Here is a 13,155-nt window from a genome sequence, read left to right as displayed (position 1 = left end):
AAGACAACAACACGTGTCACCAATGAATTAGTATTTGAGTTATAGGCAAAAAATGTTCCAGCGCTTATTGACTCTTCATTTCACTCACTATTCTATAATGAGGACAGAGCCAAATTCTGTTTTTGTGATGTTTTTTTCGTAATTCTTAAAATTAATTCTAACTGCGTAGGTTCCGTTTGGAATGGCTTTTCCACCATAAGTACCATCCCATGAACAGGTAGATTCCTCAGAAATCAGGTTTGTTTGCGTGCATTGAAAAACCACTTGACCCCATTTATTCATTATTACTAAATCTAATTCATCAATTAGATAGTTAGTATATAGCAAAAATTCTTTCTCGGGATTGCCAGGCTGCACAGCATTTGGGTAGATAACCCTCAGTTCACATTCCTCTTCAGTAGTAAAATCAGTCTGATATGCGCATCCTTCCTCACTATAGACAATAAGACGAAAATTCCCAATCAGAAGTGGTTTGTAGGTTGCGTTAGTAGATATTAGTTGATCCTCAAAAAACCATTCATAGCTTGCGAATTGGCCAGGATTAATCGTTGGAGCAATTTCATATTTTGGGCATATCAGAAAGTTTTCTTCCACTATGGGTCTCGTAGTGTCTGAACTTCGCATTATTAAAGCTTTATCGTAGCCTAACAAACAGGGCACTTGATTGAAAACCCTCACTTCATAGGTGCCTTCTTTAATCGCCAAAATTTCTCTTTTGTTTGTTTCACTGGCAAGGAGTATTGCATTTCCTTCGGTATCAGTATACCACCATTCTATTTTGCTTGTCTGTTCAAAGTCAGTCTCAACTCGCAAAGCAGCAGAAGTGGCATCAGGGCAAAGTGGTTCTGCTATGAGCAACACATCTAGAGACAATACTGGTGGTAAAACTTCAAATGAGATTGGAGTAATGTGGCAAGGAATTGCATCTGAAGGCTGAACTTCCAAGCTGTAAACCCCTGGGATAACTATAGTCAAAAACTCGCCAGTTCCCACTTCATTATTGTCTTTATCCTTCCAAAGTATATCAACGTCACTAATTGCGTAATTGCTGATAGATGCCTGATAGGTTGAACTTCCATCACAAGATTCTTCGTACAGAACGGGTTTGAAATCTACGGCATCTACTATCGTAGCTATAAGTTCTTTCTGTTCTGGGCAGAAAGAAGACGGGCTATTATTGTCATATGCCAAAAATGTATATATACCAGCTTCATCTATCGAAAAGCTTTCTCCAGTAGGTTTTTCGATAATTACGCCAGATGGAGTAATAACAGAAAAAATCAAATCTTGCGTGGTGCTTGGGATAAGTTCATAAAAGTCACAAATAGTCAACTCAGTAGGAATATCAAAGAGGACTTTGTCTGGAGTCAAATCCAGTTGAAGTGTTGTCCTTCCCAATTCACAATTTTTATTCAGGGATGGTATTCTAGCGAAAACGGCTGCCTCATAGGTGCCTTCCTTGTCTACCTCTATTTGATATTGGTCGTCAAATTGACTGAGAAACTCAATGTTTCCATCCTTATCATATCTTCTCCACTCTACGTCAGTGACTTCTTCTGGAAAAGTGGTACTCATGCTAAGCACAGCTTTTGGGCCAAATTCGCATAGTTTGGTGGCTGTCAAGGTCACATCCACAGAAAGCACGGGTTCTTTTGCCAGAAATGGTTTGGGAGCAATAGGACATGCTTTACTATTAGCAGGTTGAACCTCTAGAGAATAAGTACCAAACGAGGTGGGAGGGAGGTCAAGCCTTTGGCTGGTACCGATAATTTCATCTTTCTCATTTCTCCAGAAAAATAGTACGGTGGCAGGATCTCTCGAGTAAATATTCGCTTCATAGCTCCTATTGCCTACCGTGCAATCTTCACTTACTTGGATAACTTCGAAATCAACGGGATCAATTAAGTCCACTAAAATTGTTTTTTCTGTTGGACAGATGTCATCTTGATTTGGCAAGGTGCCAACAATTTTGTATTCACCTTTTTGATCTAAAAGTATTTCCTCCCCAGCATTTTTTAATTCAATGCTGAGGTCAGGGCGTGTGATAGTAAAAATCAGAGCTTGAGAGGTTTCAGGTATCAAGTTGAAGGATTGACAAATATTTAACGTGCTGGGGATCTGAAAAGTAGTTTGATCCTTTCCTGGAATTACTAACTCATTTCTACTAGGAAGAATACATTCATCATTATCATCATAAATTTCAAAGTAGTAATTACCTCCAGGAATGTCTACACGGAATACCGTAGAATTAGGTAAAACTTGATTCATTGCGACTCCCCCTTTTTCATTCACTACTCGGTAAAAAGCAGTAGGGTTGGCGCCGTTTAGCATAGTAACTTGAAATGAGCCTGGGATTTTTCCATTTGCCGTACAAGCCTCTCCGATTATATCATCAATCGTAAATTCCAAGGCAGGAGGTGGGTTGTTCAATGGTACTACTGAGCCTAATGAATTAATACATGGGCCTAAGCCTCCTATTAAATTATAAGTACCAGATTTTAGGCTGGGAATTTCTATCAGGTCTCCAGCTGAATAGGGTCCATAAGAAAGTCCAGTTCCTTCAATGTTAATATAATCTAAATCCGTCACGGCTCTCATGACTAACTTGCCGTCAGCTTGAAGACATCCACTTGAAGTATCTGCGGATTCAAAAACAAAAATAGGCTCTTGATTATAGCGGAAATTTGTTTTTCCCTCTGGTGAGCAGGCTGGATTTAAAGCATTGGCTAATTGAAACGAAACCTCATAATCACCAAAATCAATTAAATCTGAACCTGGTCGAATCGTTAAGGAGGTTCTAATTCCGAAAGATTTTTTTGTAGGATCTCCAACTTTTTGGACAAACCATTCTCCTGTCAGTTGGGGATTAGTTACAAAAGAAATTTCGCTATCGATACAAACTCCTGTATCCGAACTGTCAATCACTATAGTGGAAATATTAGAGATCGTGGTGGTCGATAAAGTCTCGCATGATTTTTCCCCTGACGGGCTTTCAATAAAATATCTCACAGAAAAAACACCCTCATCAGTAGTAATCAAGGTGTTTGCAGTTGAGACAATCGCACCAGCTCCATTTTTCCATTCAAATTTATAAGAGGAAAAGTTACTGCTTGAAGGGTCTATTGCTTGAATTTCTAGGGGACTAGAGGAGCAGGAAATATATTCACTAGAAAGTAGCTTTATAGGTTTTTGTATGACTTCTACAACTTTGCTGAGTTTAGCAATAGGGATTCCCCCACGACTCACTCCTAATTCAACTCTATGCGTACCATTGTTGATAAAGGTGTAATCTATGTTTTGAAACTCCCCTGGAGCCTTTGAAAATAATAGATCACCGGAAGGCCCAAATATTTTCCATCCATAGAGGTCTGTAACTGGATCTCCAGCGCCGCTAAAACTCCCGACTACAGTACCTGAAATATTACAAAGTATACCTGGACCTAACAGTTCAGGATTAGCAAGATTTAGTTGTGTTCTCAGTGCAACATTGCCATCCTTGTACATTTTATCCAATGAGGCATCGGCAACGAAACTCACCAGTAAGGTGAATAAGGCAACTGACAGTATTTTAAAGGATGCTTGGGTCAAAATAAGGGCAATGAAGTTTTATTTACTACCTCTAAGTTACAGTTTTATATAGTCGAAAAAATACTTGTGATCCCAACACGCTTATTATCAGGCAAATTGTATAATTATCTTACAAAAATCCAGTTGTTTTGATCACTCAACTTATCTGAATACTCATATCCACCTTCATTGAAAGTCTTCAATTCCTCGGGATCAGTGATTCTGTTTTTAATGGAGAAATTACTCATCAAGCCTCTTGCTTGCTTCGCAAAAAAACCGACGATTTTGTAAGTTTCATCTTTATACTCTTTGAATTCAATAGTAATCAAAGGCGTTTTTAATGTTTTCAAATGAACCGCTTTGAAATACTCTTGGGAAGCAAGATTCACAATAGTCTGCCCTTTTGCAGCTTCATTGATTGCTTTTGCAATTTTCTTGTCCCAGAATTCATACAGATTTTTTCCTTTTTTATTCTCCAGTCTTATGCCCATCTCCAAACGATAGGGCTGTATTAAATCTAGAGGTTTCAGCAAGCCATATAAGCCAGAAAGTATTCGTAGATGCTCCTGTGCAAAGTCAAAATCCTCCTTAGAAAACTCCTCAACATCAATTTTAGTATAGACGTCTCCTTTAAAAGCCAGTAATGCTTGTTTCGAGTTTTCAAAAGTGAAATCCTTCTGAAAAGTCTTAAAACGCTCCTCATTCAACTCCGCCAAGTTTTCAGAGATATGCATTAGCTCACCAATTTCTTTGGCAGATTTCTTTTTCATGATTCTCACTAAGGAGTGTGTATCAGATTGGAAATCAGGTTGTGTTGACTCGGTGAAATTAGGACTACTATAGTCCAGCGTTTTGGCTGGTGAAATCAGGATAAGCATACTATTGAATTACTGTAATCGCTTTGGTTAATTTTTCGGTTTTGTTCTGGTCTTTGCTAGTAAACTTGACAACCACGGCATATGTTCCGTTTGGAACAAATTCTCCTCGTACTTGTCCATCCCAAGGGCAGAAAGGTTGTCTAGGTTCTACATTTTCATGCTCACAATAGAAAATTAATTCTCCCCATCGGTTATAAATATAGACTTCCACGTCGTCTATGTATTCATTTGCATAAAGGATGAAATTTCTATTCGGGTCATTTAGAACCACTCCATTAGGAAAGACTATTTTCAAGGAACAATCTTCCAATACGTCGATGGTTGCAATGTACTCGCAGCCCAGATTATCCGAAACCGTAAGTTCATATATACCACCTTCAATGGGAGTAAATATAGGGTCTTGCGAAACTTCCACGCCATTTAGCTTCCAAGAGTAATTATCGTAAGCTCCCGGGTCAATGGACTGTGTGACGCCTTCTATTGCACAAATCGTAAATCCTACTGGGACTACCGGAGGGATGATAGTAGACTTAGATACCACACCGTTGGCTCGACCTAGATCACATCCTACACTGCTTCTCAATAAAACCTCATAAGTTCCTTCCTGCGACACCTCAATGATCGGTAATCCATCATATGCAGGTATTCTAGTTCGGGTACCGTTGATCACAGAATACCATTCTATATCTGCCACGTTGGTCATATCTGCTTGTATCGTAATAGTAGTACTTGTTTGGTCTATACAGAAGGGTACGATGTCCAAACTAACCTCTACTCTTTGTGAAATAACTTCTGCAGTAAATGATTTCTTGTCAAGCGGACATAGACCTCCAGAAACAGGTTGTACTTCCAGGGTATAATCTCCTGATCTACTAGGAACAAATGTTTGTCTTCTACCTACGATCACACCTAGTGCGTCTTTCCAAAGGAAAATCACGTCAGCAGGATTAGCATTATTTAATATTGCTTCGTACTGAACACCTACTTGACAATCGACAATTGGTGGTGAAATTTCGAAATCAATTGGTTGTGTGATAGTAGCAACCATTGTCTCTTCTCGGGGGCAATTGACACCGTTAGGATCTTCACCTCTAACAGTATACGTATCAGACAACATAAGCGTAAATTCTCCATTTGAATCAGGAGAAAGGATAGTTCCTGTGGAATTGGTTACAGTATAAGTTAATACATCAGGAGAAGTAGGAGTGAAGGTGAAACTTTGACAGGCAGTTAAGTCTGCAGGAACTGAAAACAATACCTCGAATTTCTGAGCAATCGGATATAAAGTTGGGTCCGGAATAGCGCACCCAGTTGGGTCTTGAATTTCAACAGCATAATCTCCATAAGGAACAATAATATCAAACTGACTAGTAGAAGAGAATGTGCCTTGGAAAACTTGACCATCACCCTGTCTAGTTACTGCGTAAGAGCCAGACTGAGGAGAATTAGTGAAATCTACAGTGAGCAAGCCATTTTGAACTCCAGAAGGACCACATATTTCATCTGTGGGAGTGACCGTGTATTCAAATCCAGCAGGAGGATTGCTGTTCTCCACAGTCACTGACGCAGTGTATGTACAGCCAGTACTGTTTTCTGCTTCAACGGTATAAACTCCAGGAAGTAATCCAGTTACTTGAATAGAATTCCCTGAGAGCACAGTTGAGAAGGTATCTCCTGTTTCTAAGACTGTTAATGTTTCCGCATCTGCCTGCATGGTGATCTCAAATGATCCATCCGGTGTGTTGCAATCTGTAGCAGGAGTTGTTTGCACAGCAGTGAAGAGAGGCAATTCGTTCACACGTAAATCTAACTTCTTCTCAATAGTACATTCAGCCAGAATTGGATCCAGAGTAACAAAAACTATTACGTAATCTCCAGGTCCAGGAAGAGAATTGATATAAAGCTCAAGCTCAAAGAACTCACCTAAAGCCACTCGGTTTGGATCGCCATTTAGTTCATAAAACCATTCGCCTGTGATAGGGGTGTTTGGTGCAAAAGTCACCGTAGTTTCTTCATAGCAAACTTCCGTTGCAGTTTGAGTAAGATCAAATTCGAAAGCGGGTCCTACGAAAATCTCCGCAGTTGATGGACAAGTTTCATAAAGTAGAGCTTCGTCATCAGAAAGTCCCTCTGGCAATCTGTAGCTTACGTTAACAGTATAAATGCTTTCCTCATCTACGATGATTTCATTAGAATTTTCATCACCGAAAACTTGCCCAGCAGCATTTGTCCATTGGAAATCATATAAACCTTCAGCAGGGTCATAACCCTCTATTGCGGTCAGGGTGACAGGATTGCCAGCACATAGAGTAGCATCATCTGCCAAAGTCAATTCTGGCGGTGCCTCTACCAAGATCTCAGTACTAGCGCGGAAATATTCTGCATCACCACACCTGTCCACTCTAAGATCTATGGTGTACGTGCCAGGGGTATTGAAAATCTGATCCAAGTTCTGGAATTCATCTCCAGGACCACCGTAGTCATTTCGGATTATCGTGCCATCGTCATTATTTGTGATAGTCCAGAAATAGCTGTCAATATCAGGTTCACCACCGCCCTCGAGAAGCGCTCCAGCGCCAAGCTCAGGATCCAAACAAAGTCTTAATGGAGCAGCAAGGCTAGGTTCTGGTATTGAGCTTCCGGAGTTTTGCACGAAAGAAGGTAGTCCTAAATTGGATGTACCAGGCATGGCTTCTACGCCATCTTGAGTGAAGGTACTTTGAGAATTACAGCCAGAACCCACGCTGATTTGACCAATTCTATTGTCTCCGACTACGGCTGCATAGATTTGACCATTTGGACCTATTTGCAGTGCTCCAAGGTTAAGCCCAGCTGTTTGACTAATTTGATTTTTGGTGCTAATGATACAAGCCTCTATTTGCGCTCTAGTCCTGGCTCCATTAAAACAAGAAGGACAAATAGCCGCATCAGGATCATCGTTATCATTGGCTTTGATGATGAACTCTTCTATTCCCGGCCCGCCATTTAAGTAAGAGACTAGAACTCGTTCTCCATCCTCAGAAAGCTCTAGTCCATATACTTCACCATTGCAGCCTAAATCAATTCGAGCATATTCACTCATTTCTCCTGTTTCACTGTCAAAATCAAAAATCTCGACTTTGTTACAGCCTCCTTCGGTAATCGTGACTGCTACTTGGTCACCATCAGAGTTGAATTTCATAGCTCCTACTCCCGAATTAAAACCATGATTACTTCCTACGGAACTGAGGATTGGCTGACCAATACCACTTGCTGAAATAGGATAGGCTCGGAATGTGTTATTTCCTAACTCATGATACATTACCCATGTTGTATCTCCTGCATCTAAAGCTGCTGAATGCTCCGTGGAAGGACTAAAGAGGAAATTATCCTTAGTGACCACATTTCCTACTCCGGTTGGGTTTTCAGATTTGATATCCACCAGAGAGTATTTAGCTACATTTTGTCCGTTGGCAGCAACTTGTGTAGTGAAGAGGTAGAAGAGTGTTTCTTCTCCCGGAACTGGGACAGCGATTACCCCTTGGCTACTAGAGTTTTCACCTCCTATATCATTGCCGTTTTCCATCAAGTCTCCGTTAAGGTCCCAAACAGATTGCCCGTCAGTATAGAAAAGTACTTGACCGTCTTGACTTGAAATTGTAGTAGTCCCAGCAGGGATATTTTGCGGATGTCGGGATGCTATCGGTCGTGGAGTAGGTGCGTCAGGGTCGTCAGGATCGGGGTTGAAATCCAATCCAGCGCCATCTCCGAAGTACCAAATATTATTGGTTTGGTCTTCCACGTCCCACATTTTAACTCGAATCTCAGCATATGCATAACAAGAGGAACCAGGCTCACGAACTAAAGCCCAATACAATCCAGGTTTACAAACCAGATTATCTTTTCGACCCGTCCAGCCCTCGTCTCGGTAATTTGACCAGAAGTATTCGTAATTATCTTCTCCTCCTTGTCCACTTCCTACTCCGCCACCGCCTCCGGCGCCTCCATCTTCTTCACCTTTCTGAGCAGAAAGCAATGGCCCAATATCTATACAGGTTTCACAGAGAGTGGTGTCTTGAGGAGAAAAATTAGCTTGTAAATCATTTTCAGTCAGTGAGATTGTATGATTGACTTCCTTAGTCTCTCCATCTGCAAACGTAACGGTGAGGATGACATTTAAACTTGTTTCTTGCGCTGCGTCAGCTGGGATAAGAAAATGTTCCTGAGTGTAATCAGCTGGTAACTCATTCCCGGTAGAATCTCGAAGCGGAGGATCAAAAGACCAATGAAAACTTACAGGTCTGTAGTTCTCAGGGGTTAAAACAGAAGTAAGTTGGACTGGGTTATTGGCACATGGCATGTCTGGAGCCCAAGTGAAATTGACTGTGGGTTCTATATCTGCGTTTGGGGCAAAAGTTGGGAAAACTGTACCACAAAAATCTGTACCTGAAAACGGGTCTTCCTCTACTTCTATCAAAGTCAAATCACCCTCATTTGGATTGGTTACTTTCCCGATCATCTGCGGACCGCCATCTACTTCTTCATACAAGTAATAAAGAATTCCATCAGGGCCAGCTTTGATATCATAAACTGCGAAAATACCTGCTGGTGGAGTGCCAGAGCCAGCAATTGGCATTACTTCCGGAGTTGCCGAAAGATTAGCTGTAGGTACTCGGAGTAAGGAGTCTCCAGCAGAGTAATAAATGTAATTTCCGTCAGGAGAAAACTCTGCTCCACCATATCTTCCATTTCCTGCAGATTGTGCTATAGGAGTTGGAGACCCAAATGTTCCTCCGCTCGTATTAAAACTCAGAACTAAAATAGGATCCGTGTCAGACTCAGGTATGATGATTAATTGATTGGTTTCTTCATTGAAGACAATTTGCTTTGGGGTAGACGAAATCGCTTGGCTGTCTGTGGTTGAAAAACTCCCCTCGCTTGCTCCTAAGCTCCGCGAGATTAGATTTCCATTAGCGAAACTGATCAAGTAGGATGGTGATGAAGGAGTTTTTACAACTAACAGTGCGCCAGATCCACTTCCAATGGAGTTGTCTTTGGATGTGATTTCTCCCAATGGTCTTTCATTTCCTGTCGCTTGTCCAGGAGCATTCATGTCTACAACAGCATATTGTAAATCCCCGCTGAGAGATAGATAGAAAATATAGAAGAGTTTATTGCCTGCTGGGTCGTATTCTAAGAATCCAGTTGCGACTTGCTGGACACCATCAATGTTTCCATTTAGGCCAGAACCTACACCTTGTATCGGATTCTGACTGAAATCATAGACCAGTTCACCGTTAGTGACAAAAAAAGGTTGCCCGGTAATCGGGTCAATTGCTAACGCAGAATTGTTTTTTGTAAAGACAATTGAGCCTGGAATAGACTGAACAGTAGGTGAATTACCTTTTCCGAAGGATAAATAATTATTTTCTGTAGCACCACCGCAATATCCAAAAATCCACTCATTGCTATTAAATCCCTGCGAATAGACAACAGTATTAATTACAAAAGTTGTAAATAGGAGGGCAATAGTAAAAATGTAGGGTAACCTTATGGAATTAGGGCTGCTTTTCATAATTTTCGAACTGCTTCTAAAACAACATACGTTCTGTAACGTTGAAGAAGCCTACTGAATATTCAAATTAACGAACAAATACTTGTTACGGTCTCTGGTTTACGTTGTTTTTCTTTGTGTGGTTGGACTATTTATTGGTTCCAATGCACATGCACAGGACCCGCAATATAGCCAATATTATGCGGCACCTCTTTACTTAAATCCAGCTTTCGCAGGATCTGAGTTGACTGGCCGTGTGGGGTTCAACTATAGGAATCAATGGCCTAGTATCGATGCTCAATTCACTACTTTTTCGGCGTATTACGATACTTACCTCAATGATTATAACTCTGGGATAGGCGTAATGGTTATGCAGGATACCGAGGGAGCTTCCAAGCTGCGCTCTACCACCATTTCAGCAATGTATTCTTATGAGTTGAAGTTAGGAGATAAGACTTATTTCCGACCTGGATTTCAGGCAAGCTATATTCGTAGAGAGATTGGTTTTTATGAGAATCTCATTTTCGCCAATCAGATCAATCCAAACGATCCTTTTGGCCCTATATTCCCAGGGAGTGATATCGCTGGTTTAGGTGACCCTGTCAATATGCTTTCTCTTTCTTTTGGAGGACTGCTGTTTACGGAAGACTTTTGGATTGGTGGATCAGCACATCATGTCAATCAGCCGAATCAGTCTTTTATTGACGGAGACAGTCCCCTGCCTGTTAAATTTTCTGCACATGCTGGCTACAGAATTTCTTTGGGAGAGGGCTCTATGCGAGGAGATTTTACTCACATTAGAAAACAGCGGTATTTGACTCCAACTATTAATTATAAAAAGCAGGGACCTTTTGAGCAACTGGATGTGGGCGCATATTTTTATGTAGAACCAATTGTGTTCGGTGTCTGGTACAGGGGGCTTCCTTACAAAAAAGTGGAACAACAGAGCAATCGCGATGCAATTGTTATGATGGTTGGCTTGAACCTGCTTTCTGGGTTAAATGTCGGTTATAGCTTTGATTATACCGTTTCACAATTGGGGATTCAGTCCGGTGGTGCGCATGAGTTGAGCTTGTCTTGGACTTTGCCAAATAGCAACCAAGGCAAACCACAGCGAAGAGATACGCTGCTTCCTTGCCCTAAATTTTAATCTACGATTTTAGAATTACGATTGACGAGGCTCTCGAATTGACAAAGTCTCCTTTCTATTCTATCCTTTTGATTAAATAGAAAGGATAGAATTGAGGTCTATCTTATGGGAAGTAGGACTGTAGTCTTTGTGAAACTTTTGTGAGCTTCGTGGTTGGAAAATAAAAAAGCTGAAACGATTTCTCGTTTCAGCTTTTGATTTTACATATGTTTATTCTTAAAGAGTGTAGTACTCTTCCCAGCCTTTTCTAGGTACTTCACCACCTAGCAGTTGATTTGCCAAAGGATTATTTGTTACACGTTGTGTTTCTCTGTCAAACTTCAAAGTAGTATTTAACTGTTGAGCTAATACGCCTAAGCAGAATACCTGACTTAGTGGTCCTGCAATTTCAAATCTTGAACGAGTTTGCTCCTCTCCTTTACATGCTTTTAAGAAGTTGGCAAAGTGATTAGATGGGCTTTCTGGAACTTCAGGAAGTTTACTAGCCATATCCTTCGCTTTTGCCTCTCCAATAATGGAAAGCGTGCTGCCATGAGATCCTCCTTTGAAAGTAAGGTCTTTACCGTAAATGATTTTACCTGGATTTAATTTTGCAGGTTGGATTTGTCCGTTGCTGGCTGCAGGTATATTGGCATCTAACTCAGATGTTCCATAATCTGCAGGTACTGGAGGGACATTGTCTACACCATCATACCAAGTCATCGTTAAAGCTGGCATATCTCCACGTTTTGGGAATTTGAAAGCTAGAGTTGAGGACATTGGGAAAAAGAATGGATTGTGGCCTTTCAGCATCACTGGATCCACTTCATATGGAAGACCCAAATCTAGAAACTCGTGAGCCGTGTCCATTGTGTGAGCACCCCAGTCTCCCAAAGCTCCCATTCCGAAGTCATACCAACATCTCCATTGGCCGTTGATGAAATCTTTGTTGTAGTCATGATCACTTCTTGCCATCATCCAGGTATCCCAATCCATTGTGGAAGGAATCGCCTCGGCTTTTGGGAAGCTTTGCATGTTGACATCCCATCCGTGCCATCTACGCGGGCTGTTCATGTGAGCAGTGACTGCAGTGACATCTTTGATGATTCCAGCTTCTTTCCATGCTTTGAACTGGAAGTAGTTAGCTTCAGAGTGCCCTTGGTTACCCATTTGAGTGACCACATTATGTCTTTTGGCACTATCCATCATGAGCGAAACCTCATTAAATGTACGAGCCATTGGTTTTTCGGTATATACATGCTTGCCTTCAGACATGGCTAGCATGGTGATAGGAAAGTGAGAAAAATCAGGTGTTCCCACTGTTATAGCTTCGAATCCATTTCCAAATTCATCAAACATTTTTCTGAAATCCTGAAAGCGCTTCGCATTTGGAAACTTGTTCATGATTGCAGTAGTATGCGGTGCGCCCATGTCCACATCACAAAGAGCCACGATATTACAAAGTCCTGTTTCGTATAATTCGTTGATAATCTGAGCACCTCTATTGCCTATGCCACAGCAGGCGAGATTTACTTTGTCACTTGGAGCTATATGTCCCATAGACTTGCCTAGCACAGACGATGGAATGATTGAAATTCCACTTAGTCCGAATGCGGCAAGTGAGCCAGTTTTGAGAAAGTTTCTTCTGTCCTTTTTCATATTATGAGGGAATTTGGGAGTTCGAATTGTATTTCGGATGAGAAAGTAGGTATTTTTTGCCTCTACTCTTTTCATTTTTCTGTTGAAAGGCGAAAGAATTAACGGAATCGATACCGAAATAGAAATTAGCTTTCAGGACGAAAACCCTTAAAAGATTTACTATTTTCCGAATTCATTCTTTAAAAAAACCATGAACAATATATTCCTTAAGAAGCCTGCCTATTTAGTGATTTTGCTGGCAGTTATTTCAATTTCCTGTGTTTCAGCCCAAAACGGCACTACTTTCCTGAAGTATGAAGGAAAAGAAGGGCCTGGAAAAGGCAAAAATGTCGTATTGATCTCAGGAGATGATGAGTATAGATCTGAGGAATCCATGCCGATGATGGCGA

The 13,155-nt window shown here is 41.0% G+C and carries 5 protein-coding genes and 1 pseudogene; 2 read left to right on the top strand and 4 right to left on the bottom strand.

The annotated features are described in order from the left end of the window. Positions 1-87: 87 nt before the first annotated feature. The 3 genes from BM291_RS15015 to BM291_RS15005 form a co-directional block, all read right to left on the bottom strand. Complete coding sequence (locus tag BM291_RS15015; protein ID WP_139229108.1) at positions 88-3,588, bottom strand: T9SS type B sorting domain-containing protein; 3,501 nt, start codon at positions 3,586-3,588, stop codon at positions 88-90. A 104-nt stretch (positions 3,589-3,692) separates the two neighbouring features. Continuing rightward, on the bottom strand, positions 3,693-4,445 hold the full coding sequence (yaaA, locus tag BM291_RS15010) for a peroxide stress protein YaaA (protein ID WP_092898877.1): 753 nt from the start codon (positions 4,443-4,445) through the stop codon (positions 3,693-3,695). Between the two features lies 1 nt (position 4,446). Then, positions 4,447-9,999: a T9SS type B sorting domain-containing protein gene (locus BM291_RS15005; protein WP_092898874.1), complete on the bottom strand. Its 5,553-nt coding sequence runs from the start codon at positions 9,997-9,999 to the stop codon at positions 4,447-4,449. 82 nt (positions 10,000-10,081) lie between these two features. On the opposite strand from BM291_RS15005, the gene BM291_RS15000 reads away from it, so the two are divergent. Continuing rightward, positions 10,082-11,128 carry a PorP/SprF family type IX secretion system membrane protein gene (locus BM291_RS15000; RefSeq protein ID WP_092898872.1) on the top strand — a complete coding sequence of 349 codons (1,047 nt, stop codon included), beginning with the start codon at positions 10,082-10,084 and terminating at the stop codon, positions 11,126-11,128. Between the two features lie 216 nt (positions 11,129-11,344). Here BM291_RS15000 and BM291_RS14995 read toward each other — a convergent pair whose 3' ends face one another. After that, the gene (locus BM291_RS14995; protein WP_092899086.1) at positions 11,345-12,766 is read right to left on the bottom strand and encodes a Gfo/Idh/MocA family oxidoreductase; all 1,422 of its coding nucleotides are present in this window, start codon (positions 12,764-12,766) and stop codon (positions 11,345-11,347) included. 190 nt (positions 12,767-12,956) lie between these two features. On the opposite strand from BM291_RS14995, the pseudogene BM291_RS14990 reads away from it, so the two are divergent. Next, a pseudogene (locus BM291_RS14990) lies at positions 12,957-13,155 on the top strand (hypothetical protein); the annotation flags it as partial.

The organism is Algoriphagus aquimarinus (assembly GCF_900112005.1).
Taxonomy (GTDB): Bacteria; Bacteroidota; Bacteroidia; order Cytophagales; family Cyclobacteriaceae; genus Algoriphagus; species Algoriphagus aquimarinus.
The sequence above is the reverse complement of the archived record's forward strand: the minus strand, read 5'-3'. Positions and strand labels throughout refer to the sequence as shown.

What these genes read in the sequence shown, in the direction of transcription:
- yaaA (WP_092898877.1), bottom strand. Translation starts at nt 4,445, where the DNA reads ATGCTTATCCTGATTTCACCAGCCAAAACGCTGGACTATAGTAGTCCT.
- BM291_RS15005 (WP_092898874.1), bottom strand. Translation starts at nt 9,999, where the DNA reads ATGAAAAGCAGCCCTAATTCCATAAGGTTACCCTACATTTTTACTATT.
- BM291_RS14995 (WP_092899086.1), bottom strand. Translation starts at nt 12,766, where the DNA reads ATGAAAAAGGACAGAAGAAACTTTCTCAAAACTGGCTCACTTGCCGCA.